This window comes from Desulfoluna sp. CYM3A, assembly GCF_056829965.1.
Genome location: NZ_CP186556.1, coordinates 3,837,955 through 3,864,559, shown reverse-complemented (window position 1 = coordinate 3,864,559; position 26,605 = coordinate 3,837,955). Strand labels below are relative to the sequence as shown.

Annotated in this window: 26 protein-coding genes and 1 pseudogene; 5 read left to right on the top strand and 22 right to left on the bottom strand. The window is 58.8% G+C overall.

Features of this window, described 5'->3' with window-relative positions; all coding sequences use genetic code 11:
- Positions 1 to 41: 41 nt before the first annotated feature.
- From ACOYW1_RS19675 to ACOYW1_RS19645, 7 genes are all read right to left on the bottom strand, one after another.
- On the bottom strand, positions 42 to 1,724 hold the full coding sequence (locus tag ACOYW1_RS19675) for a TonB-dependent receptor (RefSeq protein WP_482419395.1): 1,683 nt from the start codon (positions 1,722 to 1,724) through the stop codon (positions 42 to 44).
- On the bottom strand, positions 1,630 to 2,100 hold the full coding sequence (locus ACOYW1_RS19670; RefSeq protein WP_482419394.1) for a TonB-dependent receptor plug domain-containing protein: 471 nt from the start codon (positions 2,098 to 2,100) through the stop codon (positions 1,630 to 1,632). The genes ACOYW1_RS19675 and ACOYW1_RS19670 overlap by 95 nt, the downstream gene beginning before the upstream one ends.
- A 120-nt stretch (positions 2,101 to 2,220) precedes the next feature.
- Entirely contained in the window at positions 2,221 to 2,817 is a 597-nt protein-coding gene (locus tag ACOYW1_RS19665; protein WP_482419393.1) for an FmdE family protein, read from the bottom strand.
- 263 nt (positions 2,818 to 3,080) lie between these two features.
- Entirely contained in the window at positions 3,081 to 3,800 is a 720-nt protein-coding gene (locus tag ACOYW1_RS19660) for an energy transducer TonB (RefSeq protein ID WP_482419392.1), read from the bottom strand.
- Positions 3,797 to 4,207 carry an ExbD/TolR family protein gene (locus ACOYW1_RS19655; RefSeq protein ID WP_482419391.1) on the bottom strand — a complete coding sequence of 137 codons (411 nt, stop codon included), beginning with the start codon at positions 4,205 to 4,207 and terminating at the stop codon, positions 3,797 to 3,799. The genes ACOYW1_RS19660 and ACOYW1_RS19655 overlap by 4 nt, the downstream gene beginning before the upstream one ends.
- Complete coding sequence (locus ACOYW1_RS19650; protein ID WP_482419390.1) at positions 4,204 to 4,722, bottom strand: MotA/TolQ/ExbB proton channel family protein; 519 nt, start codon at positions 4,720 to 4,722, stop codon at positions 4,204 to 4,206. The genes ACOYW1_RS19655 and ACOYW1_RS19650 overlap by 4 nt, the downstream gene beginning before the upstream one ends.
- Positions 4,661 to 4,819, bottom strand: a complete 159-nt coding sequence (locus ACOYW1_RS19645; RefSeq protein ID WP_482419389.1) for a hypothetical protein — start codon at positions 4,817 to 4,819, stop codon at positions 4,661 to 4,663. The genes ACOYW1_RS19650 and ACOYW1_RS19645 overlap by 62 nt, the downstream gene beginning before the upstream one ends.
- Positions 4,820 to 4,932: 113 nt before the next feature.
- On the opposite strand from ACOYW1_RS19645, the gene ACOYW1_RS19640 reads away from it, so the two are divergent.
- Positions 4,933 to 5,160, top strand: coding sequence for a hypothetical protein (locus ACOYW1_RS19640; protein ID WP_482419388.1), 228 nt, complete (start codon positions 4,933 to 4,935; stop codon positions 5,158 to 5,160).
- 1 nt (position 5,161) lies between these two features.
- Here ACOYW1_RS19640 and ACOYW1_RS19635 read toward each other — a convergent pair whose 3' ends face one another.
- The 5 genes from ACOYW1_RS19635 to ACOYW1_RS19615 all read right to left on the bottom strand — a co-directional run bounded on the left by ACOYW1_RS19635 (position 5,162) and on the right by ACOYW1_RS19615 (position 8,853).
- Complete coding sequence (locus tag ACOYW1_RS19635) at positions 5,162 to 5,728, bottom strand: methyl-accepting chemotaxis protein (RefSeq protein ID WP_482419387.1); 567 nt, start codon at positions 5,726 to 5,728, stop codon at positions 5,162 to 5,164.
- A complete protein-coding gene (locus ACOYW1_RS19630) occupies positions 5,625 to 6,470 on the bottom strand; it encodes a methyl-accepting chemotaxis protein (RefSeq protein ID WP_482419386.1) in 846 nt (281 codons plus the stop codon). The genes ACOYW1_RS19635 and ACOYW1_RS19630 overlap by 104 nt, the downstream gene beginning before the upstream one ends.
- Positions 6,445 to 7,143 (bottom strand): PDC sensor domain-containing protein, encoded by a 699-nt coding sequence (locus tag ACOYW1_RS19625; protein WP_482419385.1) that lies wholly within the window; start codon positions 7,141 to 7,143, stop codon positions 6,445 to 6,447. The genes ACOYW1_RS19630 and ACOYW1_RS19625 overlap by 26 nt, the downstream gene beginning before the upstream one ends.
- Before the next feature lie 717 nt (positions 7,144 to 7,860).
- Positions 7,861 to 8,214 carry a DUF805 domain-containing protein gene (locus ACOYW1_RS19620; protein ID WP_482419384.1) on the bottom strand — a complete coding sequence of 118 codons (354 nt, stop codon included), beginning with the start codon at positions 8,212 to 8,214 and terminating at the stop codon, positions 7,861 to 7,863.
- 294 nt (positions 8,215 to 8,508) lie between these two features.
- On the bottom strand, positions 8,509 to 8,853 hold the full coding sequence (locus ACOYW1_RS19615) for a hypothetical protein (protein ID WP_482419383.1): 345 nt from the start codon (positions 8,851 to 8,853) through the stop codon (positions 8,509 to 8,511).
- A 300-nt stretch (positions 8,854 to 9,153) separates the two neighbouring features.
- Between ACOYW1_RS19615 and ACOYW1_RS19610 the strand changes: the two are divergent.
- Positions 9,154 to 9,492: pseudogene (locus ACOYW1_RS19610) on the top strand (LysE family translocator); the annotation flags it as partial.
- A 44-nt stretch (positions 9,493 to 9,536) separates the two neighbouring features.
- Positions 9,537 to 9,905, top strand: coding sequence for a LysE family translocator (locus ACOYW1_RS19605; protein ID WP_482419382.1), 369 nt, complete (start codon positions 9,537 to 9,539; stop codon positions 9,903 to 9,905).
- A gap of 202 nt (positions 9,906 to 10,107) precedes the next feature.
- On the opposite strand, the gene ACOYW1_RS19600 is transcribed toward ACOYW1_RS19605, so the two are convergent.
- The 7 genes from ACOYW1_RS19600 to ACOYW1_RS19570 all read right to left on the bottom strand — a co-directional run bounded on the left by ACOYW1_RS19600 (position 10,108) and on the right by ACOYW1_RS19570 (position 19,046).
- Complete coding sequence (locus tag ACOYW1_RS19600) at positions 10,108 to 10,980, bottom strand: DUF7973 family transport facilitator (protein WP_482419381.1); 873 nt, start codon at positions 10,978 to 10,980, stop codon at positions 10,108 to 10,110.
- A gap of 773 nt (positions 10,981 to 11,753) precedes the next feature.
- Entirely contained in the window at positions 11,754 to 12,953 is a 1,200-nt protein-coding gene (locus ACOYW1_RS19595) for a hypothetical protein (protein ID WP_482419380.1), read from the bottom strand.
- Between the two features lie 9 nt (positions 12,954 to 12,962).
- On the bottom strand, positions 12,963 to 13,610 hold the full coding sequence (locus ACOYW1_RS19590; RefSeq protein ID WP_482419379.1) for a flavodoxin family protein: 648 nt from the start codon (positions 13,608 to 13,610) through the stop codon (positions 12,963 to 12,965).
- Between the two features lie 278 nt (positions 13,611 to 13,888).
- Positions 13,889 to 15,274, bottom strand: coding sequence for a hypothetical protein (locus ACOYW1_RS19585; RefSeq protein ID WP_482419378.1), 1,386 nt, complete (start codon positions 15,272 to 15,274; stop codon positions 13,889 to 13,891).
- A 268-nt stretch (positions 15,275 to 15,542) separates the two neighbouring features.
- On the bottom strand, positions 15,543 to 15,890 hold the full coding sequence (locus tag ACOYW1_RS19580) for an outer membrane lipoprotein-sorting protein (RefSeq protein WP_482419377.1): 348 nt from the start codon (positions 15,888 to 15,890) through the stop codon (positions 15,543 to 15,545).
- The gene (locus ACOYW1_RS19575; RefSeq protein WP_482419376.1) at positions 15,847 to 16,320 is read right to left on the bottom strand and encodes an outer membrane lipoprotein-sorting protein; all 474 of its coding nucleotides are present in this window, start codon (positions 16,318 to 16,320) and stop codon (positions 15,847 to 15,849) included. Before ACOYW1_RS19575 ends, ACOYW1_RS19580 begins: the two co-directional genes overlap by 44 nt.
- Positions 16,317 to 19,046, bottom strand: a complete 2,730-nt coding sequence (locus ACOYW1_RS19570; RefSeq protein WP_482419375.1) for an efflux RND transporter permease subunit — start codon at positions 19,044 to 19,046, stop codon at positions 16,317 to 16,319. Before ACOYW1_RS19570 ends, ACOYW1_RS19575 begins: the two co-directional genes overlap by 4 nt.
- A 470-nt stretch (positions 19,047 to 19,516) precedes the next feature.
- Here ACOYW1_RS19570 and ACOYW1_RS19565 point away from each other — a divergent pair, with 470 nt between their 5' ends.
- Positions 19,517 to 21,076: a sigma-54 interaction domain-containing protein gene (locus ACOYW1_RS19565; RefSeq protein ID WP_482419374.1), complete on the top strand. Its 1,560-nt coding sequence runs from the start codon at positions 19,517 to 19,519 to the stop codon at positions 21,074 to 21,076.
- Positions 21,077 to 21,349: 273 nt separating this feature from the next.
- Positions 21,350 to 22,555 (top strand): SPL family radical SAM protein, encoded by a 1,206-nt coding sequence (locus ACOYW1_RS19560; RefSeq protein ID WP_482419373.1) that lies wholly within the window; start codon positions 21,350 to 21,352, stop codon positions 22,553 to 22,555.
- Between the two features lie 140 nt (positions 22,556 to 22,695).
- On the opposite strand, the gene ACOYW1_RS19555 is transcribed toward ACOYW1_RS19560, so the two are convergent.
- From ACOYW1_RS19555 to ACOYW1_RS19545, 3 genes are all read right to left on the bottom strand, one after another.
- Positions 22,696 to 24,414, bottom strand: a complete 1,719-nt coding sequence (locus tag ACOYW1_RS19555; RefSeq protein WP_482419372.1) for a methyl-accepting chemotaxis protein — start codon at positions 24,412 to 24,414, stop codon at positions 22,696 to 22,698.
- Between the two features lie 335 nt (positions 24,415 to 24,749).
- Positions 24,750 to 25,310 (bottom strand): NADAR family protein, encoded by a 561-nt coding sequence (locus tag ACOYW1_RS19550; protein ID WP_482419371.1) that lies wholly within the window; start codon positions 25,308 to 25,310, stop codon positions 24,750 to 24,752.
- A gap of 316 nt (positions 25,311 to 25,626) precedes the next feature.
- Positions 25,627 to 26,520: a LysR family transcriptional regulator gene (locus ACOYW1_RS19545; protein ID WP_482419370.1), complete on the bottom strand. Its 894-nt coding sequence runs from the start codon at positions 26,518 to 26,520 to the stop codon at positions 25,627 to 25,629.
- Positions 26,521 to 26,605 lie beyond the last annotated feature (85 nt).

Below are 26,605 nucleotides of genomic sequence, written 5' to 3'. Positions count from 1 at the left end.
TCACCTCGCCGCCGGAGGCAGGTTTTATCCGGCGGATAGCTTTAAAACACCGCGCTCAGCCCCACGGTGTAGGTGGCGTCGGGCATGGGGTAGCCGGCCTCTTCTTCGTACTCTTCGTCAAAGAGGTTGTCTGCCGAGGCCAGAAGGCGCCAGGTGGTGATTTTGTTGTGGAAGAGCCTTATGGAAGCATTGAGCCCCACCACGGTGTAGGCGTCCAGGGTTTCAGGGGTGGTTTCTGTGAGGTGGTCCCGCTCGCCCACGTGCCGGACAGAGATCCCTGCGGTGAAGCGGTCGTCAAGGCGGTAGTCGAGGCCTGCGTTGGCCATGATCTCCGGAAAATCCGGGATCTGGCCTTCCAGGCGGTTTTCCCTGTCCCAGGGATCGCCTTTGGTGTCGCCTTCCTGCCAGGTGAGGTTGCCCCAGGCAAAGAGGTTAAAGGGCAGGGGGGCGGACAGGGCAAGTTCCGCGCCCTGGATGGTGACCTCTTCGATGTTGTAGATGACGGTGCCCGTGCCCGGGACCATGGTGGAGGCGATGTAGTCGTCGATGTCGTAGTAGTAACCCCGGATCTCGGCAGTGATGGCGTGGGCGATCTCCTGGGTGAAGCCCAGTTCCGCCTGTCGGGCCTCTTCCACGGCAAGCTCGGTGTTGAAAAAGCCGGTGCTGCGGTTGAGGTACCACCAGAAGTACTCCGGCGAGGTGGGGTAGCGATGGGCGATGCCCAGGCGGCAGGAGAGCTCGCCGCCCTTCCAGGGCCGGAAGGAGAGGGCGGCCCGGGGGGCCAGGTTGGACTCCGAGAGGTCCGTTGGGGTGGCTGCGGCGGGAAACCCGAAGGCTTCCGGGGCGATGGCATCGGCCTTGAACCACTCCTGGCGCAGGCCCGCCTCAAGGGTCCAGCGTGGTGAGACGCGCCAGGTGTCCTGGAGGTAGAGGGCATGGGTGTCGATGACCTCTTCCTGGCCCTTGAAACCCTCTTTGATGAAGGCGAAATAGGGGGAGTGGATGGAGCCGTTGAAATAGCTGGTGTCGATCTCGGTGACCGTCTGGTCTCCCCAGCCAAGGCTCCGGGTTTCGCCCCCGGTCTCGATGGTGTGGTTGCCGAAGGTAAGCTCCCCTTCGGCCTGGAGGGACCAGTTGCCCGGCTCGGCTTCGGTCTCCCGTTTGTAGATTACCTTGGAGGGGTCGGCGGCGTCCACGTAGGTCTCTTCCCGATCCTGGCTCCAGGTGAGGTAGTCCAGGCGAAGGTGCCCGCGTTGGATCTCTTTTTCCACCCAGGCGGTGACGCGGGTGTTTTCATCTTCGGCAAAGCTGCCGTCCCCCCAGGTCTGGGCGCCGTTGATGAGCCTGCTGGAGATTGAGGGGCCGCCCAGCTCCCGCTCGTCTGCGTCGGGCTCTCCCCCGTCGTAGGTGGGACTGTTCGGTCGGTTGTAAACGGGCATCCCGGTTTCGTATTTGCTCCAGCAGACCCCGGCCCCTGCGCTGAGGCCCATGGGCAGGTTGACCGAGAGGTCCAGCTCCCCGTGGTTGCGGTCCACGGTGTTGTTTCTCAGGAACCCGTCGGTTTCGTAGTGGCCCCCTGAGACGAACCAGCTTCCGTAGTTGTTGCGCCCCATGTGGGTGAGGACCTCTTCATGGGTGGCGTCGCTGCGATGAAGGCCCGCGGATTTCGGTCTCCAGCCTGTCCGGGGATCGGGTGGATCTCCACCACGCCAGGGTGTTGCCATACTTGGCGGGTACGGCGCCTTTGTAGACCCGCACGCTCTCCACGCTGTTGGGGTTGAGGGTGCTCCAGTCCACCGGGCCGTTGCCGTAGGAGCCGTCGCGATGGATGGGAACGCCGTTTTTCATGATGCGAAGTCGGGTCTCGTCAAATCCGCGCATGCGGAGTTGGCCGCTTTCGTTGCCCGAGACGGCTGTGCGCCGCAGCTGGAGCCCGGGGATCCGGATGAGGTCCTCCAGGACGGTGTCGGACACGCTGGGCTGCTCCATCTCTTCTCGGGTGACGATCTCCGGCTTGGCGGTGACAGGCCGGGGGGCCTGAACCGTCACGTCCTCCAGGGCCAGGGGGGCGGAATTGTCCAGGCCGTCGGACCATGCCATGCACGGGACCACCAAAAGGGCCAGGCACAAGCTTGTCAAACCAATCTGTGTTGCGTGTTTCAAGGGATTACAAAGCCTCCGTGTTGGGTGAGTGAAAAGGGTTGCCGCATTGCCCGGAGGTCAGGCGCTGCGGCAGGTGAGGCAGAGGACGTTGCCGTCAATCTCTTTGAGCTTGGAGGCCATGACCGGTTCGCCGCACCGGTGGCAGAGGGCGGACGGTTCGATGACGGCCTTGGGAGGGATGGCCGGTGCAACCGTGGTCATGGAAAAGATGTCGCTCCAGGGCATGCGGAGAATCTCCTCGGCGCGCTGGTTGTGGAGTCGCCAGAACTCCTTGTGCTGGGCCTCCGTGGCATTGCCCTGGCCCATCACTTTGTCCATGAGGGCCCGGTGCGCGTCGGAGAGCCTGATGGCTCCGGGCTTGAGACAGAGCCGCACCGAGGCCTTCCTGTCCCGGCTGATGAAGGTCATGGCCACCTTGCCCACGTCATTATAGATAAAATTGCCTTTGCCGAAGGTGCTGCCCGAGATCACCTGCACGGCGTCGGCGCAGCAGGCGTCGGTCTCCAGGCAGGAGACCACCTCTTCGTCATGGGACCGGTCTACGCCCAGTTCCTCGAGGCCTGCACGGGCCGCCACAATGCCCAGGGCCAGGCCCGGGCAGAGGTGGCCGTGAAAATCCACGCATCGTCTGACATCGTCTTCCAGAGTGTTCATGGTGTGTCCTCTCTTCCGTTTATCGTTGCCGTTTTTAAGGCCTCGGCATGCCCGAGAAAAAAAGCCCGGGCCCCAGGCCCCGTTATCGGTGGTGCGGGCGCAGTTCTCCCGCATCGCTTGGTGCGACAAGTTGGGTCATCATGGATTGACGAAGGGAGGATACGGATGGTAGGAATAATCCGGGCCCTCCCTTCGGGGAGAGTGTCTGATTCTTAGAAGGAGGCAGTCCTCATCTCTTGCCGGAGCCGGACTGTCTCCTTTTTTTATGTCAGTTCAAAACACAGGGTCACCTCCAGGCTGATGGGTTCTTTTTGCATGGCGCCGGGGATCACCGGGAACGGCGCGGCGGAGAGCACCGCCTTTTTGGCCGCCGTGTTCAGCATGGCAAACCGGCTGCCTCGGATGATGGTGATCTTCTGGACGTCCCCTGTGGGGGAGAGGACAAACCGCAGCCGTACAGCCCCTTCCATGCTCTGCCTTCTGGCCCGTTGCGGGTAGGTTTTTCGAGACTCGATGCGATGGCGCACCTGCGCGGCATAGAGGTTAAGGAGCTCCGCACGGGAGGGCCCGGACATGTCCACCGCAGGGCTTGATGGTGGTGTGTCGGCAGATTCTGCATTCGCTTCGGCGGCAGGGGTCGTGGGCGATGCCTCGGCCACACAGGTGTGCTGGGGAGGCTTTGGGACCGGTGTGCTTTGGGCCACCCGGGGCGCTTGGTCCGGCGGGCGCATCACGGGCGTTTCAGGGGATGCTTTGACCATGCGGCGTCTTTTGACGGGGCGCTCTTCTGGGGGCGGAGCCGTGTGGGGTTTTGGGGCCTTGGGCCCGGACTTTGTCTCTTTCTGAAGGGCGAGAAGCTCGAACTCCCCGGTTACGTGGAGTTTCTCCGCCTCAAGGCTTTCCGGTCCCCGGATGCACAGGATGGCTGCGTGGAGAAGAAGGGAGAGGGCCAGTGTGCATGTGGTCTGGGTGTGCTTTTTCATGGCTCGGTCTCCGTGGCCAGGCAGAAGCTCGCGGCCCCCACGGCCTTGGCCAGGTCCATGACCCGGACCACGCTGTTGACTTTGGCGCCCCGGTCGGCGCGGATGACCAGGCGCGTTTCAGGGGTCAGGTCCGGTGCGGCCTTCAGGGCTTTCTCCAGCTCGGAGAGGGTGATCCGGCTTCCTTCCCAGAGGTAGGCCCCGTCTTCGGTGACGGCCACCACCAGGTCCCGCGGCAGGGTCTGTACAGCCTCTTTGGCCTCGGGCAGTTTGATGCCGATGCCTTCGTCCGTCATGAACCCCATGGTGAGGAGAAAGTAGATGAGGAGCATGAAGACCATGTCGATGAGGGCCGTCAGGGGCGGCTGTACCGATCCGGTTTCTGCTCCGGTGTCCGCAAGGTCGATCATGGGGCGCCCGTCCCTTTCAACTCTTTTAAAAAACGGACCATGCCGCGTTTGAGATAGGCTTCCTGACTCTCTTTGCGGGTCACAAGGTAGCTGTGGGCCACCATAACGGGCAGGGCCACGGCCAGGCCCAGGGCCGTGGTGAGCATGGCCTCCCAGATGCCTCCGGCCAGGGCTGCGGCATCCACCTTGCCCCCGGTCTGCTGGATGACCATAAACGCCTTGATCATTCCGGTGATGGTGCCCAGAAGGCCCAGCAGGGGGGCGATGTTGCCGATGGTGGCCAGGAGCTGCAGCCGGGATGCCAGCAGACGGCTCTCCAGGGCGTAGGCCTCGCGGATGGCGGCCTGCTGCGTGGGTTCATCGCAGTTTTGTACGGAGAGTACTTCGGTGAGCAGGCGCCCCAGGGCGCTCCGGGTGTGGTGGGAACGGTCGGCGCTCCGGGGCGCCTGCTGCTCAGTGGGCCGTCTTGCACAGGGCCTCCACCAACCCGCTATCGTGTGTGCGGAGCCGGGCAAAAAAGAGCCAACGCTCCAGGAACACGGCCAGTGCCACCACCGAGCAGAGCCCGATGGGGATGACCAGAACACCGCCTTTCAAGAGAAACGACACCATAGGAACCTCACCTGCTTCCCGCGCCATGCGGGCAAACAATAAAAAAAGCCACGAAATCAGGGCGAACTAGAATTCGCCTGCCTTCGTGGCTTGGTTGGCTTGATGCGTAATGTATGTGTACGGAAACGAAAAACAGCTTAGGGACGGCGATAAAACATCTCATCTTCCTGATGAGTATTGAGTACAAAACAATTGTTCATACTTTGATAACCCTGTCAACAGGAAAAAAGAGCCGTATTCCGGGCCACGGCCGCCATATCTCCATGTCTGCCACCGAAAATCCCAAGGGGCAGATGGCGGAGACAGCGGCCTCCGGAACGGAATCTGAAAGCCTTTTGTAAGTTATATCTTGAAGTTGTCGGCTATTTCTCCCAGCTCTTTGGTGAGGGCGTTGAGCTCTGTGGCCCGGGTCTTGACGGCTGCGCTGATCTTCGTGACTCCTTGTGAGGAAAGGGTGATATCGGAGATGGTCCGGGTGATGCTCGTCGAAGCATCCCTGCTGGTGGTTACGCGGCGGGCGGTGTCTTCGATGCCCTCGGATGCCCGGGCAATGTGTTCGGCGATTTCGGCGGTCACGCTGGATTGCTGTTCCACGGCTGCGGCGATATCGGTGATGGTTTCGTTGACGGTGGTGATGATGTCCGCGACCTCATCGGCACCTTGGGCTGCGTCCCTGGCGAGCCCCTGGACCCCCTCGATTTTTCCCCTGATGTCGTCTGTGGCCAGGGCTGTCTGTGAGGCGAGTTCCTTGATTTCATGGGCCACCACGGCGAATCCTTTTCCCGCTTCACCGGCCCGGGCCGCCTCAATGGTTGCGTTGAGGGCCAGGAGGTTGGTCTGCTCTGAGATCTTGGTGATGACGTCGGTGACCTTGCCGATCTCTTCGGCGGCCAGGGTCAGGTCGTGCATGGTGTCCGAGGCTGCCCGGGTCCGGGAAGCGGCTCTGGAGACCGTTGTGGCATTCTCGGCATGGGCTGAGATGCCCGTGGCCGTAGCGGCCATTTCGTCGATGGCTGCGGCGACCCGTGCCATGTTGTCCGTCGACGTCTACAATCATTGCTGCTCCCTGCTCAAGGTCTGATTTCATGGCGTTGGCCGAGGTCAGAACCAGGCCGGAGCTTTTGGACGTCTCTTCGGCGTTGGACGCAAGTTCCGAGGAGATGGAAAGCAGACCTCCTGCCGAGCTGCCGAGGGCGTTGGTGCAATGGCTAAACTGTGTGATGATGCCCTGGAGTTTGTCGATGAAGACATTGAACCATCGGGCAAACCGGGCCGGTTCATCCCGGGAGTCCACCTGGAGCCTTCGGGTGAGGTCTCCTTCTCCTTCGGCAATGTCTTTAAGCTCTTCTAAGGCGGCGTTGATGGGGCGAGCAATGCCACCGGACAGGAGGACAATGGCCCCCACCACCAGGCAGGCAGAGATCAGGCAGGAGACAAAACCGATGCGCCTGATCTGCCGGACATCTTTACCGAGGGTGGCCAGGGGCACGCTGATGGCAAAGGACCATGGGGTATCGGCCTTGCCGATGCGCAAGGGGGAGAAGAACATGTAGGCTCCGTGGCCATATCCAGCCTGGGTGCCGGGCAGGGCATACTCCTTTCCCTTGCGGACGGCGGCGAGGATTTTATTTCGGTGCCCCGGCCTCGGCAAGGCTCGTCCCCGTGGACTCCTTGTCGGGATGGGCAATGACTACCCCGTTAGATTCCACCAGCACTGCGTGGCCGGTGTTAAAGGGCTTGATGGTGGAGATGGCCCGCTCCAGCTCAGTGAGGGCAATGTCGATGCCCACGACGCCGATGACCGCTCCGTTTTCCTTGACGGGCACGGCAACGCTGGTCATGAGGATGTTTCCCGTATCCTCTTCGGCATAGGGCTGAAGAACGGTCTCTTTTCCCGATACCTTGGCGAGCTGATAGTACTCGGCCTCGGTGTAGTCGTCGTTGACGGTGACGGCAACCCTGCCGTCTTCCATGTACCAGTATGGGTAGTAGATCCCCGAGTCGTCGTGCCAGGTGGTGTTGGCGTAGTGCTTGTCCCTGCCGTCAAGCCTGTTCGGCTCAAAGATGGCCCAGATGCCCAGGTAGCGCTTATCATCCTGTAGCAGGCTTTTGAGCATGTCATCCAGCATGTTGCGATCAACAGCCGGGCGGTGGCGGACCACCCCTTCCATGATCCGGGCCAGGGTGCGGGTGTCGTCCATGGCCTTGTCCAGTGCGCGCTGCATTTCACTGCCGTACCGGTATGCGATCTCTTCGACTTTTTCACGGGCCTCTTCGCGAGGGTCGTCCCCCGGCCTTGTATGTGATATAGAAAACCGCGGCAATAAACGGAATCAACGCCACCGAACAGAACACAACCAGCATTTTTCGTCTTAAGCTGTTTTTGCCTAAACCCATCTTTTCCCCCTGCCGCCTGGCGTGCTCCCTTCAAAGGGAGGGCAAGCCGCCTCAAGCCCGACGGTGTGCGGAAAAACTGGCGGGCTTGGGCAGATGACCCAACGGCCTGTTTGCTCCGTGGTCTTGTGCAGTCATGTGGCGGCGCTTCAACAGGGCTTCTTTGCCCTGTTTCCAGTCCTGGAGCGCTTTAACGCCCCTTTGTTCGTAATGAAAAAAACATGTGCTTTGCTGAAATTGGCGCAAGGGCTCGGGGGGCTCACACAATTCGTGGAGAATGTGGGCCGGGGTGCCGTGGGGCGTTGCATGCAGATGATGTGGTCTTACCATGTGGGTGCCTGACATATCTTAAATAAAAAACCGTTTCGGGCATCGGTGATGACCCTTTGCTGTTTTTAAAACTGATATATCGGCACGAACATTAGAATACCTAAATTAGGTTTGCGTGATTCGGCGTGGGAGAATACGTTGTTTTGCATGGCATCTCACTGCGTTTGATGGGGCTATGGACAAGATTTCGTGGGAGTAGGCGTAGCAGGGTGCCCGGATGCGTTGGTCAGGAGGTGGCCACCGTGTGGGGAGCAACCGGGGTGTGGAGAGCGTATCGCAGATACGGGCCCCACCCCGGTCGTTTTTTTTAGTGGGGATCAGGCCGCGGCTGTTTTTGGATTCGGGCCGGACGGGTTCCCCTCATTCATACTGTCTGTGATCAGGTAGATAAGATAGATCATGGCACCGAGGAAGGGGACTATGTTGATGGTGATCCACCAGCCGCTTTTGCCGATGTCGTGGAGGCGACGTACGCTGACAGCAAGGCTTGGGAGGAATAGGGCAAGGCAATACAGGCTGCTCAGGAAAGCCGGGCCTCCGGTCGCCAAATCTATGAACAGGAGGAGGACAGCGATCAGGGTGCTGATGAGAGCAAACATCCAGTATTCTTTTCTTCGGGCTCGTCCGGTGAATACCGCATACTTTTTCAGGACTTCGATAAACCATTTCATGGCTTTCTCCTTAGGTGGTGGTCTCGTTTCTGTGGAATTGTGTGGGGGCCCATATCATGGGGAACTTTATCGTGTGGGGCTCCTGGGGGGGCTGTGTTTAGTCTCGGATCGTACTCGTTTGAGTAGTGATGATCAATAGATAATTGCGACGGAATGAGTAAAATGTGTGGGGGTGGGTTGTTGTCTGCCGGGTCGATATAGCTGTGGCGGCGGGCTGTTGAAAGGTGGGGGAGGCTGGGATGGGTGTTCTTGATTGACGGATTTGAGAGTAAAGTTTCGGAACGCGAGGGTACGCTATTTTTTAGATGCCATGCCGATGTCCGGGAATGTCACGGTGATGATCTCGTAGATGCTCGTGGCAATGACCGCGACGAACACCATCATGGCCGTGACGAGGATCATTCCCCCCGCCTTTGTGCTCAGGATGTGCATTGTTTCGGCGGCTTTGACGGCCAGGGGCATGGTGAACCAGCCGATGAGCGCAGCCAGGATCACGGCAAAGACGATGCGGGCCTTGTTGGCACGCACGCCGCTGAACAACCCGAAGACAAACACGGCCAGGGCCAGCACCAGGGCTGCCACGGACAGGGTGCTGCTGACCTCGGGCCAGGCAAAATTGACGATATGTTCGGACGACATGGTCAAACTCCTTGCTGGAAGGGTTGGGTTTGGGAGACGGCGCGCAGGGTTGTTGCATTGAACGGTTCGGGATGGCGTGGATTGTCTGTAACTATCTCATGTGGTTGGGTATAAATCAAGTTCTGTCGTTTCGTTCGGACGATTGAGCCAGAGAAAGCGTCCCCTTTGGCAGGGGTGCCCTCAGTCCTGATTGAAAAAAGGGTGGTGTTGAGATTTGTACTAATGATTGTGAGATAAATATCGCGTTAATATATCTTTTTGTTGACTGAGTCAGAATAGTCGGTCAATCCTTTGGGTGTAATGGCGCAGGTCGCAAGGCCTTTGGAGATGGGGTCAATAGCACTATTCCGGCCGATTGCCCACGGTGATTGGTCGGGTTGGTATACCAAAAAAACAAAAAGGCAGGTGGTGATGGCGTTTGAAATTTGGGTGGCTTTTGTGGTGACGGCATCGGTGGTTCTGGTGGTGCCGGGACCCACGGTGGTTTTTGTGGTGGCAAAGGTGACGGACCTGGGGCTCAGGAGAAGTGTTCCTGTTGCTTTTGGGGTGCTGGCCGGGGACCTTGTCTGTATGTCCCTCTCCCTGGTGGGGGTGGGGCTTGTCCTTGCCACATCCGCCGTTGCCTTTTCCATCGTCAAATGGCTGGGGATCGGTTCTGTCGGTTATCTGTCGGCGTGGAGATCATGGCAAAGGCCAGCAGGCGCCGTATCACCGAGGTCGATCAATCTGTGGTTCTGTCCACAGGCCGTAAGAGCACACGGTCCTTGTTTTTTAACGCTTTTCTGCTCAATACCCTTCATCCCAAGGGGATAATCTTTTACTCCTCCTTTATGCCTCAATTCGTCTCCGGCGACTCATCCGCAACTCTTCAGTTCCTGATCATGGGCGTGACTTTTTTGGGCCTTGCCGCCTTGAATCTTCTCATGTACATGACCATGGCAAGGCAGCTGAAGCGGATTACGGGGCCTGGGCGGGCTCGTACGGGAAGGTGGGCAGGCTATGTCTCTGGAGGCATCCTGATTGCAACGGGGCTGTGCGCCGCGGCCATGTGATTTTTTTCCCTCTTTCGTTAACCCGGATTATTCACGGGTTGAGTGGACCCACAGAGCAGCAGATGTTGTGGCTTACCTTAACGTTTTCCATGAAATGTCCGGGGTAAGGGATGGTATGCCCCTCCGTGCCGCCTGTGGTGTGTGTGTCAGCGGTCGGAAGGGGCATACCTGTGTGTCGGGGCCGGTCCTTAAAGAGGGCCGTTTAGAGTCCCAACATGGCATACACCCCGTTGTTCTGGAACACGATGGACAGGGTGGTCATGGTAAAGATAACGAAAGCCGGGGGGTCGATGTGGGTGTCGCCCCAGGTGTTGAAGAGGTTGCCGATGATGTCCCAGAGGATGGCGGAAGCTACCCCGAAGATCGCTCCCCAGACAACGCTTCCGCTGGCTGCGGCGGCCACAGCCGCGGGCATGACGATGTGGTGGGTCACCGGTACGTTGAGGCCGAACTGGCCGAAGAGAAGGCTTGCGGCGGCAAGGCCGAAGCAGAGGGGGATCCCTGCGCCGTTAGCCACCTCAAGGGCGGCGTAGGCTGAAAAGGTTCCTGCACCCAGGCCGATGAGGGCCAGTTGAAGGGGGGTAAGGCCGTCTTTGGGCTTAAAGCGGGATTCATCGCTGGGGACCTGGCCAAAAAGGCCGCTGGAGCCAAAGAGGAGGCGGCTGGCGATGCCGGAGAGCACGACGGTGAGGCCCACGGTGTCCGTCCAGTGGCCCGGCATGGAGACCAGCAGGTTGATGAGATAGCCGCCGATGCCGAAGATGCCGCCGACCAGAAGCACGTCGGGCCGGTTCAGGCCCATGAGCGCGTTGTTGAGGTCCTTGCCCTCGCCGTTGATCTCACCTTTGCTGGCGGCATAGGCCGCCGCTGCAACACCGGCTGCAAACCCTCCCACATGGGGACCCCATACACCAAAGGAGATGGTGGAGAGAAAGTCACCGGAACCCGATGCCGCTTGAATGAATACCCCGCCCAGGACAAGGAAGCCCACGAGGGAAAATGAGGTGGCGGCCCCAAAGGCTGCGCCTAAAATACCGCTGGCAAATGAAATGAAAACACCCGTTGCTGAAAACATAATGACTCCTTTGTTGCATGATTCTGTTCATAAAGACCGATCCATGCCGGGACCCTCTCCGTTGCGTGGCGGATAGGTTCCTGCCCTCCGGATGGAGGATTCCCGTCCCCTGGGATGGAGGAAGTGAAGGGCGGGACTCCGGGGGCAGGAAACGGTACCTTGAGTGGGTTCGCACCCAATGCGTTTACGCTGAATGGGTTTTGGCGATGACGCTTGCGGGGTTCTGGAACCACGTGTGGTGTGCTCCCCGCTCAGGTACCGTGCCGTGCATCCGGCAGCTGATCTGATCGTGAATCGAGCTTATAGTCGCACTCTTTTTGGTGTCAAATATCCGGGGGGCGTTGCGGGTAGATCATTGATTTTGCTGGGTGATATGAAAATGAACGCGGGCTAAAACATGGAATGGGTGGGGTTTGCGCGGGCTTAAACATATGGTGTATTTTCAGTCGCGGGTAAAAACGTCGCTTTGCAGTGTGTTTGCGAGATGGAACGTGACGTGGGGAATAGGAAATACAGGCTAACGGCCTCCGTCTTTGGGGAGCACGCCCGTAAAAAGAGGCAAGGGCCCCTCAAAGGGATCGGTATACTTTATGGGACACGGGTGATGTGAGTGGACAAAGGGCGGGGAGATATCTTGGGTCGTAAAACCTGTGGGAAATAGTAGGTTATGGGCGATAACGGGTCATTGGGAGTGGGTGTTTGGGGATGTATAGGCATTTCAGACAGGCATGAATACCATTCACGGTCTTTTCACTCTTCGGGAAATATCCGGGCTAGATTTTTTCCTTTAACGCCTTTTTGAGCCTGATGTTCTCTTCGACGAGTTCCCGGATTTTCGGATCCGAAAAAAAGGGGCGGAGCTGAAATGAGGTTTCCGGGCACGCCTCTCCCTCAAATCCGCCGGTGTGGTTGATCAGGCGGATATACCCGAGCTTTCGCCTTTCGGTTTCAAAGACATGGCGGATGTGACTGAGGCGGGACTCGGCCTCGATGCGTATCTCTGCGTCTGTGATGCGCTTGCCGTCGAGGATTTTTTTCACTTCGTAATCCGTGCGGATGATCTCCATGGCCGCCAGCTCGTCCAGGGCCTGGCGCACCGAGGCCATGTTGTCCCTGAACCGCCTGTTTTTAAGGATGCCCAAAGGAAGCAGGTCGCTGAGGCGCAGCACAGCCGGGTGGTCTTTTTCAACGGGCACCAGGCACAGCCACCGAAAAAGCCATCGGGAGAACCCGGAACGGCAGGCCATGAAGGTCTCGTAGTCGACACCGGCCGGGGAGGTGGAGGAGACCATGCGGAACACCTCCGGATGAAAGACGCACAGGCATCGCCGACGGGACTCCGGGCCCTTGGCCTTGTCGATGTCCCATAGCACCGAGGTGAGGATTCCCCCCCTGGCGATGGAGCGTTCCTTGGTATTGACGGTCAGCTGAGCCCCGCACAGGATCAGGAGCCCCATTTTCAGCTGGTCGAAGGAGTAGGTGTGGTTGGAGCGCATCAGCTCCCGGCGGAGGTCGTAGAGGGTAAAGAAGACCCCGGCAGAGTTGTCCACGACAACCCCAGCCCCTTGGGCAAACCACCTGCGGAGGACCGTTTCAATGAGCTCCTCCTTCAACCCGGGGAGAAAGGAGCGGGTGCCGCTGCCGTCGGGGATGACGGCCGGCTGGATGCTAAGCTCGTAGGGGACGCTGCCCAGGGAAAACGAGAGGTTCACGGGGTTGGCATGGCCACTGGCGTCCCGGGCCACCTTCTTAGAATAGGTAAATCTGGGAAGCACATCAAAGGGGGCGCTCATGTGGACCAGGCCCGGATCGATGTTGTGGGGGGCAGACCACAGAGTTGCCGAGACGGGCCGCTTGGACAAAAATGCTTTGGCAAGTCGCCCTTCGGCTCGGCTCCTGCGCGGTGCATGGGGGGCAGGTGTCGGACGCTGGATGATGATGTTTCGGGAGCCAATTTTCTTGATGACGTCCATAGGGGGCCTTTACGACTCGGCAACGGCCTGGGCCAGGGTGGTGCCCAGCTCAAAGGCTTGGGCAAGGGTATCTTCCTTCTTCTTGATGTCACCCCTGCCGAAGACGTTAAGGACGGGGAGCTCTCCCACGATGTCGTAGCCCAGGGCTTTGAGGGGAAGGCCCATGGCCTCCATGGTGAAGCCCATGTCCGCTTTGGTCTCCTGTTCGCAGATCCCCACGATCACGGCCTTTCTCCCCTGTCCGCCGAGCTGGCTCGACCAGGGGCCGGGTCGCTCAGAGGTGAAGTTGTAGAAGCAGTAAAGCCGGTCGATGAAGGATTTCATCCACGCCGTGATGTTGTAGTTGTGGGTGGGGGAGATCAGTACCAGCCCCCGGGAGGCGATGATGTCCGGGTAGAGAAGGGACATGCCGTCTCTCTGGCCGGTGCAGATGCGGTCTTTCCTGCACCGCTCGCAGCCGATGCAGGGGGAAAACTCTACGTCCCTCAGGTGAATTTTTCGGGTGGCCGAGCCTTGCTGGCTTGCTCCTTTGAGGACCTGGGTCAGCAAAAGGTCTGAGTTTCCCTTTGCCCTGGGGCTGGCCCCGATGCCCAGCACAGCGGGTTCCGGGGTGTGGGTGCTGATGTTTTTAAACAGTGGGTCGTCAAAATACCGCATGGTTTGTCCTTGGGATGTAACGATGGGCCAACGGGGTTGGCGGGTTGACATAAACGTCTTGGCGGCTCACCTCCGGGGGTGGGGCCGGACAGGGCCGTTGTCTGGCTTTGGCCGTTCAACCCCGCAACCATAAAGGAGATGGGGCTATAAATCAATGGCCCACAGAGGCCGAACCAGGGCTGACGCATTTCGTTTTTTGCTTTCAGAGGGCCTGCCGGGACCAAACTTTTGCCAGTATCTATGCCTTGACTACCGAAAGGCTTTTGCGGAGCTCCTTTTTAAAAGCGATCCACCGGAGGGGCTGAGTTGTTAAATGGCTTTTCCACTCGGCGGGGAAAAAGCTGACCCGCACCCGCAAAAACCGGAGGTGCCCATACACCCCGGGACGTGTTGCCCGCAGGCCCTCGGCCAACGTCCCATCCAGGCCGGGCGCTCCACTTCAGCCAAGGGCTGAAGGTGGCACTCGGATCGTTGACGTTTACGATGGAGTAAAGTGAGATGTCCGTCAGGTCCGTTATGGGGTAGGTAAGCCCTAAGTAGAGGGTGTCTTTGTTGGATGTGATGATTTCACCGGTTAAATAGGCAAACCTGTCGTTGAGGGTCATGTCGTCGGGATTGTCCCTTCCCTGGCCGAAGCGCAGGTATTCGAAAAGAACATAGAGCTGCCAGTCAAAGGTGTAGTCCATGCCCAGGAGAAACCGTTCGTGGCTTTTTCCGGCCCGTGAGAGGGTGCCGGGATCCACGGGCTCGTCGATGAAGGCGTAGCCGCCCTCCCCGTGGAGGCCCACTCCGGCGATTTCCCCTGAGAACTCAGCGGCCACAAGGTCCCAGGTGAAGTCTATGGACTTTCCGTTTCCTTCCCAGTCGATGCGGGTGTCGGTGAAGCGGGTGTACTGCAGGGCCAGGTCCCAGCCGTTACGGTAGTGGGTGAGACGCATCTGGCCGTCTGTGTGGCGGTGGTCCTCATCGGTACGGGCCGTCAGCTCCAGCTCGGTGACGGGGGACAGGCCAAGGATAAGCATGGCCGCGTCCTGGCCCCGGGTTTCGTAGGTGGGGTCCAGGGGATCTTTCCTGTTGAAGAGGTCGATGGGGTTGTAGGCGTAACCGGTGCCCGAATAGAATTTGTGTCGCCCTACCCGAAGGGCGGCCCGGGGCACGGAGAGGGTCACAAAGGCCTCCTGGACATAGGCATCGGTTTTGTCCACCTCTTCTGTGTACGCGTCCCTTTGGCCTTCGGGGATCGTGGCCTTGTCTTTTTCGGGGAGGTAGTCGGTGAGGCGATAGGTGCGTTCCCCTGTGTTGGCCTCCCCGATGAGGCCCAGGCCGAAGCTGGCATGGGGAGACACCTCACCGCTTGCGTTCAGGCGCACTTTGGTGTTGTTCAGGATGTTGACGGAGTCGTCTTCTGTCATGTGCTCACCATTGAGGGTGTTTTCCACATACCCGCTGACGGTGGGTGAGAAGCCGGGGCCTGTGTTGGGCTGACCTGAGTCCGTTTCTGCCCCCGGCAGGGGCATGGCAGCGCCTCCCCCGGGCAGGGGAACTTCGTCTCCCAGTGACGGCCCGGGGAGAAGCGCGATGCCTGCTGCATATATAAGGAAGAGGGCCGCAAGGCGGATTGTCGAGCCGGCACGTAGTGAGCCGGGGCTTGCTGGGTTCTGCATGGGTGTGTCCTTCTAACCCGGATATTTTACAAGTCAGTGCACCCATCTTCAAGGCATCAGAGCTGCAGATGTAGTTGTTTACCTCAAAGCTCTGATAACGCGAGAAGATGGGTGCACTACGGCTCGCCCGAAGGGTGAGAAAATCAAACAGCAAACGCTGATTTACATTTTGCATTTTTGAAATGGCTGACATTTTTATTGTAGCTATATGAAATCATGCTTTTTTCTTGACTGGTTGTTTTCTCATGAAATATACGGGCTAACAAGTTTAGCGTTTTCGGGGGTTAAAGAGGCAACTGGGAATCTTGGCCCCGAAGAGGATGCGTTTGAGCTGGTTGACGGTTTCGGTTCGGTCCTCGAGGTTGGTCATCACGACGGTAAAGGGGACGGTTTTGGTTTCGGCCCCTTCGCTTGCCGGGCAGGGAACGCGCCGGATGTCTGTAGCCGTCATCCGTTTAAAGGGCGCGTTTTCTCCGTTTTGGAAGTAGTCCACCCGTCGGGTGACAAAATCGCTGGTCGAGATCCAGGTGCGGATCTTGTCGTAGCTCGGGCCCTCGGGGGTGGGGATCAGGTCAAGGACAAAACAGTCGTGGCCGTCCTGGGGCTCTTGGCCCACAACGAGGCCAGCTGTCTCCGCTGAGGGTTCCCCCGGCCTGGTCTTCATAGGTGAAGTCCGACCCCATGATCTTCTTTTTCTTCATGTGGCTGCCCAGCTTTCGGGTCCGCCGGGTTTCGGCGTTGAACATCCAGATGTTGTCCCCGTCGTCGGTCATGAGGATCTTCTGGCCCTTGATGTCGGCAGGGGTGAGGTATTCGGCCAGTTGGCGGTCCCCGTTTTCCCTGGCCCAGGCCCGGACCCCCAGGGTCCGTTTTGCCCCGCTTGTGGTGGTGATCACCTGATCGTATTCGGAGTAGGCGGACCGGTACCCTTCAGCAATATCGGCCTTTCGGATGATGTCGGCGGCGTTGTCGTCCCCGGGGGCGGCACCGAGGGCCTGGGCAAGGACAACAAGGAAGGTACAGGTTAAAAAAAGGATCTGTTTCATGGTGAGTCTCCCGTTATTTTGTTGGAACACAAGGCGATGATCGCCGGCAGGAGGATGCAGGATGCCAGCAGGCAGAACCCCACCCCTGCAAAGAGGAGGAAGCCCAAAGAGGCCATGCCCCGCATGACGTAGAGCATGAGGCTGCCGAAACCGATCATGGTGGTCAGCGAGCTCAGGATCACGGCCCGGCCCACGGAGGCCACGGCTTCGGGCAGGCGGTCCGGTCCTTCCTTCAGGGCCCGATGCAGGATGTGGACCCCGTTGTCCACGCCGATGCCCACGATGACGGTGAGGCCGATGACGTTGATGTAGTTGAGCTTCTGGCCAAACACCCAGAAGAGGCCCGTGAGCAGGGAAAGCCCCGCCACCAGTGGGATCATGGGCACAAGGCCCCTGCCCAGGGAACGAAAGTCGGCAAAGAGTACGCCAAGGATCACCAGAGCCCCTAAGATAAAGGCGATACGCCCTTCGCGGATCATCTCCGTGTTCATTTTGAAGATCATCTGGGAGGTGCCGGTGACGGTCTCGGAGGTCCGGGTCACCACATTCTGGAACACCTCCATCTCCGACTTGCGGTAGAGGTTCTGCTTGGGGAAGATGCGAACGAGGTAGCCCGGGGCTTCATCGCTGACGTAGCGGGCGTGATATTTTGGCGGGACCTGGGCCAGGGTGACCGGCTCATCGCGCACAACGGCTTTTTTCACCCGGGCGGTCAGGGCCCCTTGAAAGAGGTCTGCCAGTGTGCCCACCGAGGTCCAGTCCACGAGGTCCGGATCCTTGTAGCGAGTGGTCAGCTTAAAGAGCAGGCCGTTATCCCGGGTACCGCGCCCGGCCACCAGGCGCCGGGTCTTTTCCACCACCCGGTCCTGGCCGCCGGTGATAGACAGGGCCTGGATTTCCACCAGGTTGGCCCACAGGCGGTCCAGCTCATCGGCCAGGCGGGCCTGCAGAAATGGGGTGGCGTAATCATGGAAAGGTCTGTCTTGACGGCTGTGGGCTCGCAAGGCGTGGATGAAGGGCCGGTTTTTCTCCGCGTCCGGCCTGCTCACCCACCGGGAGATGTCATCGACGTCACCGATGGGCCTCTTTTTCTTCAGCTCTTTTCGGTACGCCCGGGATGCTTCCACATCCGGTGCGGTGAACCAGCTCACCGTGGGGGATACCTTGAACCTGTCCACGATTTCGTCCTGGAGGGCCACGGAGCGCAGGCCCTTGGGTTCAAGCTCCATGAAGTTCCACTCCCAGGTGAGATGGGCGGCGGTAAAAAGCCCTGCCGAGATCAGGAGCACGGACACCCCGGTGATCCATTTTCTGTGTCTGGCCACCTGCCGCGTGACCGGATTCAAAAAAGCGATTTCCCGAATTTCGGGGATGGGCTTGCCTTTATTAATCCGTCCCTGGGCATAGGTGAACATCAGGGAGGGCAGCATCCAGAAGACTGCGGTGAGCTGCACCAGCACCCCGGCCCCAGCGCAGAACCCGAATTCGTATATGCCCCTCGTTTCGGCAACCATGAGCATGAGAAAGGCGATGGCAGATGTCACGGCACCGGTGATGACCCCTGTGCCGGTTCCCTCGACGGAGAGCCTCAGGGCCGCCTCCGGGTTCCGGCCTTTTTTCAGCTCCTCGAAGAAGCGGCTCACCAGGTGGATGGAAAAGTCGATGCCCAGACCCAGGAGCACCACCATGATCATGACGGTGATGATGTTCATGGAGCCCAGCACCAGGCCGATGAGCCCCATGGTCCAGATGATTCCCGCGACAATGGGGGTAAGGGCGATAAGGGGGATCATGGCGCTTCGGAAATTCCAGGCCAGAAGAAGGAACACCAGGCCAAAGGCCAGAAAGGTCAGGGCTTGGGTCTGGGGGCCCACTGCGTCCATCTCGTCCCGGTACACCGGGATCAGGCCCGTGCGCTCCATGCGGTAGTCCGGGTACCGGGCCTGGATGGGGGCCAGGAGCGACTCAACCCGTTTGTCCACCAGGGGAACGGTGCGGGAGTCATCCGAGGGTACGGCCGAGGCCACGAAGACAAGGGACATGGTATTGTCCAGGGAGAACATGTAGGGGCGGCCCACGGTGAGGTCCCGCACCACCCGCCGGATGCGCCCTGGGTCTACGGAGCCGGAGGCCGCTGACAGCAGGGTGTCGGCCAGCCCCTGCACCGCATCCAGGGAGGCCACGATTTCCCGCTCCTTGGCCTGGACGTTTTCGCTGTCCGTGTACTCCCGCTCAAAGTCGTCGTTGAGATGGGAGAGGTAGGGCAGGAGCCTGGGATCCCGCAGCAGGTCGCGGAACCGTCGGGCATCCTTGGGCTTGGCCAGCCAGAGCATGTGCTCATTGACCCACTCATCCGGGGATCTGCCGAAGACGTGGCGGGCGTACCGTTCACTTTGCTTGATCTCGTCCAGGGTGGCGCCGGGGGGCGCGAGCATCTCTGCTTCGAGAATGGCCGTCACCTCGTCGGTGATCTGTTCGAGGGTTGCCTCATCAGGGCCGCTGATGGCAACAATCATGTTGCCGGGCTGCAGAAAGGCCCGGTCGATCATCTTGTATTCCATGACCTTCGGGTCCGACTCCGGCAGGAGGGAGGACCATCGGACATCCAGGACGATGAGTCCGGCGGCCCACACCGACAGGCCGGTGAGGGCAAGGGTGAGGCCCCAAACGACTCGCCGGTGGCAGAGGGTCAGGTGCATCAGCAGGTTAAGGAGTTTGTCGCGCATTGTGTCATCCTTTCGGCATGGCCGAGGTGAGAAGGGCCGCGGTGGGCCCGGTTAGGGCTATGCCCTAAAATAATAATACATAACGATACTCCACCTTAAATTCGTTATGTGTCGAAGCAACGATCAAAAAATCATGCTGAGGACTTATGGGATGATCCCGTCATGTGTAATTTATTCGTGACAAGGTCCTTACGTAAAACGGCAGGCATCCGCCGGAAGATCCCTTCAGGAAGAGGGCGGTGCTGGTGATGCTCCGCTTCTTTTGACAGGTATGGCAAAAGCCATGCCATGGAATCGGGCTCAGAAATGTGCTTTGATTCTGGGTGGTTGCTTTTGGGTGTTGTTTTCTGGGGCAGGGATGTTGCGTAAAACTGTTTTATATGAAAGATGTTTCCTTTCTTAAATGGCAGTTTTGAAGTAAACTTTTAAATAAGACAGTATGTAGCCCTAACCATATTAAGGAAGAGACCATGGCCGTGGATGAAAATGTATTTTTCCGTGAAGCGACGTTGAGGCTGTGCAGCAGCCTTGCCATTGAAAAGGGGATGTCTGCCTGCCTGGGACATATGCGAAACCACATGCCCGGCCACAAGCTTTTCCTTGAGTGCTACGAGCCGGACCTCGGGGCGCTCAGGACCATGGCCATGGCCACGGAGGACGAGGGAACGCCCTGTGATGTCCTCACTCCCATGGAGGCCCTCACCCTGGACGGCAGCATCGAGTCTCCGGCTCCTTCGGACCTCAATCGGGTGTTCTGCGTCAATCGGCCCCAGGAAGATCCCCTTTCCCAGGTGTTGCTCAAGCGTTTCCAGGAGCCGGAAGAGTGCTCCATCCTCTGGATTATCCTTGCGGTAGAAACCCGGGTGATGGGAGCCCTGACCCTCATCGCAAAGGGTGTGGACCGGTTTACCGACGAAGATGCCCGCCTCTTTGCCCTGCTGCGAGAGCCCTTTACCATCGCCATGTCCAACACCCTGGAGCATCGGCAGGTCTTGAAGCTGAGAGACCTTTTGGCCGATGACAACCGGTATTTCCAAGACGAGATCGGGCGGATCACCGGCGAGGAGATCATCGGGGCCGACTTCGGGCTCAAGGGGGTCATGGAGATGGTGGGACAGGTGGCCCAACTCACCAGCCCCGTCATCCTTACCGGGGAGACAGGGGCGGGCAAGGAGGTCATTGCCCGGGCCATCCATAACCTGTCCCCAAGGCGCCGGGGCCCTTTTATCAAGGTCAATTGCGGGGCCATTCCCGAGACCCTCATGGACAGCGAGCTCTTCGGTCATGAAAAAGGGGCCTTCACAGGGGCGATGGCCCAGAAGCGGGGGCGCTTTGAGCGGGCCGACGGCGGGACGATTTTCCTCGATGAGATCGGCGAGTTGACCTTAGAGGCCCAGGTGAGGCTCTTAAGGGTGCTCCAGGAAAAAGAGTTCGAGCGGGTGGGAGGAACCCGGCCCGTGCGTGTGGACATCCGGGTTATTGCCGCTACCCATCGCGATCTGGAGTCCATGATCCAAGACGGCCGCTTCCGGCAGGACCTTTTTTACCGACTCCAGGTGTTTCCCATTCCCATTCCACCCTTGCGGGATCGACTGGGGGACATCCCGGCCCTGGTGCAGCACTTCATCACAAAAAAAAGCCGGGAGATGGGGCTCGGGATGATGCCGTCCCTTGCCACGGGGGCCATGCACCGACTCAAGGCTTACCCCTGGCCGGGCAATGTGCGGGAACTGGAAAATACGGTGGAGCGCGCCCTGATCCTCTCCAAAGGCACACCCCTGGATTTTCCGGAGCTGCATCCTTCGCCCTCAGAAGAAGGTACTCAGCCCCTGGCGGTTCAGGGGGGAGGGGATCTTGAACTGGACCGGGTGATCGCTACGCATATCGAGGCCGTCTTGGAGATGACGGGCGGGCGAATTGAAGGGGAGGGGGGTGCAGCAGAGCTGCTGAAGGTGAATCACAGCACCCTGAGGCACCGCATGCGCAGGCTCAAGATTCCCTTTGGCCGAGGACGGCGCCGAAATTTCTGAAGCACTGGGCGTCATCGGGTAGAAACAGAACCCAAGGCGATGCCTCCGGCGGGTCGCTTTTTGAAAAAAACTCCGCAAAAACGTTCCGGTAGACTGTTCGTTATGTTGAAACACTCGTTTCGCCAGACGCTTTGAGCCGGACCTGGCCATTCGTAAGGGCTGTTTCTCAAACGTTTTAAACGTTTTTTTCCCGGCAGGGCCGCCTGAGGCAAAATCTAAACGCCTTTGCCCTGCCCACTGGCGGGAACCCCTTTTTTTCGGTATAACGACGCCATGACATCCACGAAACTTACACAGACGGCCCTTTTTCATAAGCTTCCCGAGGCGCAGCAGCAGTGGCTGCTCGCCATGGCCGAGGCCTATGCCTTCTCTTTTCAACAGCTCAAGATGCTCACCGAGTACAGTGCGGATCTCATCTGCTGGCGCGTGGGGGCCCTGGAGCAGTTTTATCGCCCGGAGGCGGTGGGCAAGGCCAAGGGAAAACAGGCGGCGTCAGTGGTGTTCCAGCAGTTTCGGGAGGGGTATGAGGCCCTGAAGAACGGGAAGAAAAGGTACGCTGGCGATGAAGGCTTTTCGGCTGCAGAACGGAAATTCCCTGATGAACAGATGGTTGAGGTCCCTTTAAAAGGGAATATCATGGGGCGGTGCCCGGTGGCCTCGGAAAAGACGCGCTGCTGTAACCTCACCACCCTGGATGCGGTGCAGCAATGCGGCTTTGATTGCAGCTACTGCTCCATCCAGTCCTTTTATCATGGAAACCAGGTGCGTTTTATCCGGGATCTTGTCTCCCACCTGGAGACCCTGGATCTGGACAAAGAAAAGACGTATCACATCGGAACCGGCCAGTCCTCGGACTCCCTGATGTGGGGCAATCGCTTCGGGCTGCTGGATTCCCTGTACCGGTTTGCTTCGGCCCACCCCAACGTGATCCTGGAGATGAAGTCCAAGAGCGGCCGGGTCGATTATTTCCAGGAGCACCGGCCCCCGGCCAACATGGTCTTTACCTGGTCCCTCAACACCCCCACGGTGATTCACCACGAAGAAAAAGGGACCGCCTCCCTGGAGACACGGATCGCAGGGGCCCGGAAGCTTGCCGATCACGGCATTCCCGTGGGGTTTCACTTCCATCCCATTGTCTGGTACGAGGGCTGGCGGGAGGACTACCTGGCGGTGGTCTCCCGGCTGGTCGACTCGCTGAAGGAGGTGGTCATGGTCTCCCCTGGGGCTCCTTACCTTATCAGCGGCGCTCAAACGCATCCGGGAGCGCATGCCGGACAGCTCCATCCTCCAGATGCCCATGGAAGAGTGCGCCGGGAAATTGAGCTACCCCCTCTCCATCAAAGAAGACCTGTTTTCAACGGTGTACCAGGCCTTTCCCCAGTCCTGGCACGAGTCCGTTTTTTTCTACATGTGCATGGAGCACATCGATCTCTGGGAACCGGTGTTCGGGCGCAGCTACGACTCCAACGAAGCGTTTGAGGCGGACATGATCAAGACCTACCACGAAAAAACAGCCCGGATCCGTCAGGCCAACCCATAGTCAGGCCGGTTTTCCCTCATTTCAAAACAAAAAAGCCCCCGGCAGGAATGCCGGAGGCTTTTTCGAGTTGCCATTTTTCTTACAGCTTAAAGGCGCTGACCAGGTCCTGGAGTTTTTCGGCCATCTCTTTTAATCGCTGGGAGTTGTGGCTTACCTCCGAGCTCTGGGTGGAGATGGCGTTGGCTTCCATGTTGACATCGGCGATGTCCCTTGCAATTTCCGTTGCCACGGTGGAGGCCTGGGCCACGTTTTCCGTTACTTCCAGGGTGCCCCGGGAGGCCTGGGAGACGTTGTCGGCGATCTCCCGGGTGGTGGCTGTCTGCTCTTCGATGGCGGCGGCGATGGTGCTGACGATGTTGTTGACCTCGCCCACCACGTTGGAGACCTGATGGATCTGGGAGATGGTGGAGTCCGTGGAACTCTGGATGGCCTGGGTCTTTCCCTTGATCTCTTCGATGGCGTCGAAGGTCTGTCGGGCAAGCTCCTTGATCTCGTTGGCCACCACGGCAAACCCTTTTCCGGATTCCCCTGCACGGGCCGCTTCAATGGTGGCGTTCAGGGCCAGGAGGGTGGTCTGCTCGGAGATGTCCGTGATGACATCGGTGATCTTGCCGATTTCGCTGGCAGCCGAGCCCAGTTCCCCGACTTTTTCCGAGGCCCGCGTGGCTTCGTCCACCGCGTCTCCGGTAATGTTTCGGGCGGTCTCGGTGCTTTCGGCAATCTCGTTGATGGTGGCGGTCATCTGTTCGGCGGCGTCGGCCACAAGGCTGACGTTGGTGGCGGTCTCTTCCACGGCCGCAGCCACGGAGTTCATGTTGGTGCTCATCTCTTCGGAGGCCGCGGCCACGGTGCGGGACCGGTCCGCGGTGTTGTCCGAGCTTTTGGAGAGGGTGCCGGAGATACCTTCCAGCTGGGTGGATGCCTCCAGGAGCCGGTTCCCTTCACCTCCGATGTTTTCCATCATGTCCTTGAGCCTCACCACCATGGCGTTGAGGCGCCTCATCATGCGGCCCATTTCGTCGTTGCTTTTCACCGGGACCGCCCCGGAGAGATCGCCCTGTTCAATCTCCTTGATGAACCGGCCGGTGGCGGCCAGGGGAGCCAGCAGGCTCTTTCGGACCATGAGCCAGGAGATGAGAAGGATCAGGGCCAGGGTGCCGAAGGTGAGAAAGGCCACGTTAAGCTTTGCCTTTAAAAGCTGTTGGTTCGTCTCGGCCAGGGACATGGTGAGTTCAAAGGCGCCGTGGACCTCTCCTGCTTTCCATCCCTCCTTGATGCCGCCCAGGGGGTCCTTGGATCCCCGGGGCGATCCGTGGCAGACCATGCAGTCTGAGGTGAGCTTGATGGGCCGGAAATAACGGATTGCATCGTCTTCGATGACGATTTTCTCGGTAAGGCCCTTGGCCTTGATTTCAGCCAGGATCTCTTTTTCAAAGGCGTTGGGTTCGTTGGCCCTGTTTCGGGGGGAGATCTTCGGCACCCGGAAGGTATACCCGGTGGAGTCCGCGTTCAGCTTAACCATGTCGATGGCGGTGACCACCGGTACGGCTTCGATGAGTTTTGCTTTGGGGATCTCGTCAAAGGGGAGGATGATCCCCTGGGTGAGCTTGTGTGCCATCTCGTTACGGGCGGCCTCGGCCATCAGGACAATGGCCCGGCTTTTTTGCACCATGCCGTCCACAGCGCTGTTTCGAATGTCGGAAACCCGCAGGACACCCAGGATAAGAGCGATGACCAAAGGTCCCAGGGTCGTAATAGCGATGATTTTCCACTTGATGCCGATATCTCTGAATGTCATGGGCAGTTCTCCATTGAGACGTTGGGAGGTTTCCTCCACAGGTGTTCCTCCCTTAGAACGAAAAAGTAAGGAAAAAAAGTTAACACAGTGTGGCTGATGAGGCAACCATACTGTGTTGATCAGAGCTGTGGGCGTGATTCTGTATTTTGATGTCAGGAAAGGTATTACGGATTTTTTTGGCTGGCTTTTGGACAGGATATCTCGTGTGGTGTTGTGGTGGGACACATGGATGGTGTCGTGTAATGCATTACCCGTCGGCGAGTCGTTTCTGGGAAACCAGATCAAAACCCGCCGTCACCCTGGGGACGCCGCAGGCTCTTTTTCAAAGCGGAGGGTCATGATTGTCTCAGGAGCGATCTTACGCTCATGAGGGCGAAACCCAGCAGGTTAAGGCCCTTCCAGCTCTCCGGGTCCCCGCAGAGTGGGTCTTCTTGGGCAAGGCCGATTCCCCAGATGGTATCCACCGGGCTTGCCTCCACCAGAATGCGATCTTCTGTGCCCAGAAGATATGCTTTCAGTGCGTCATTCTGTTCGAATTTTGCTTTGTTTCCTCGCACCACAATGTCGAAACGATGCCGGTTCCACTCTGCTTCATGGAAGTTCTTGATGCTGCGGCCCCATTTTTTTGCTTCGCGGGGGTGTGCGCATTCGATGATGTTGCGCCGCATGGCCTCGTCATTGAAAAGCCGCGCTTTTTCCGCCATCATGTAGACTTCCGCCGACGTGTAGCGGATGCCGTCCAGGTCAAAGGGGGCCTGCCACCACTGGCTGAAGCACTGCTTGCCTGTGCGACCGTCCTTTCTTGGCTGATGTCCCCAGAAGAAGAGGTAGTCGAATCGCTTTCCTGCCCTTACCTCTTTTTGCAACGAGTCAATATCAAAGATTTTTTCATGCATAAGACAGTTTCTTTCCTGAAGAGTGATCAATATCGGGTCCAAGATATCGTTTATATCAACATCCCGCCCCAGGCAAGGTGAATGGTTGCAGGGTCAACACATTTAAACATTCAGTTGCCTCCGGCGGGTCGCTTTTTGAAAAAAGCTCCGCAAAAACGTTCCGGTAATAAAAAAAAGAAGAGGGGGCCATGCCTTGTAGGGACGCATTCCTCCAAAAAAAAACTGTTTGTCAAATTTTTCAAAAGGTTGGCCCCCTGCAGGACCGCCGGAGGCAAAAATTTAAATGCGTTAAGCCTGTGAATGGTTGGCGCTTTGCTCACCGATGGTCGAATTCAAATTCGATCTGGCCCAGAAGGTCAAGGAAGCGGCGCGTCTTGGCCGGAACAAAGGCTGCTCCCGGATAGAGGGCGTACCAGGGATAGGGGGACAGCTGGTACCCTTCAAGGAGCCTCACCACCTCACCGGTTTCGAGAAGGCTCCGGTAGGGCCACATGGGCGCCAGGGCAATACCGAACCCCTCCACCACAAGATCCCGAATGGCGGTGAGGCTGTTTACCGTGAATTTTCCGTCCGTGACGTGGACCCGTTCCCGTTTTCCCTGGCGGTGCAGTTCCAGGGGAAGCTCCCGCTGTTGCTTTGAAAAAAGCAGAAAATGATGGTGTTTGAGATCCTGGGCGGTTTGGGGAGGCGGGTGGGTTTCAAGGTAGCCCCTGGACGCAACGAGGATCATGGGCATGTCCGCAAGTTTTTTGCACACGAGGTTGGAGTCGGGGAGGTCCCCCACGTGAATCTCCACATCAAAGTGGGCGGTTGGGGCTTCGGCGTATCCGCTGTTGAAGCGAAGCTCCACCCTGAGCTCCGGGTATTGTTTCACCATGTCTTTCAGGACCGGCACCACAAAGGCCTGGCCAAACTCCAGGGGCGCGCTCACCCGAAGGAGGCCCTGGGCCGTATCGGCCACGCTGGAGACCCTGGACTCCAGGGTGGATTGCTCATCCACCAGCCTGCGCATGCCTTCGTAATAGAGAAGGCCGGTTTCCGTGGGCGTGGAGCGGCGGGGAGAGCGTTGCAACAGCTTGACCCCCAGGCGCTCTTCCAGGGCCATGACCTTGCGGCTCACCGCTGACGGGTCGGTGCCCAGCTGTTCTGCCGCGGCCTTGAAGCTTCCGGCCTCCACCACCCGCAGGAAAATCCGTTCCGCAGATTCCATGCATTCCTCCCTGAAGCGATATGTAGTGCTCCACGTGTCCTTGCCGGGTTTCCCAGCACAGCCACCGGCGCTGTGGTGCTGGAAC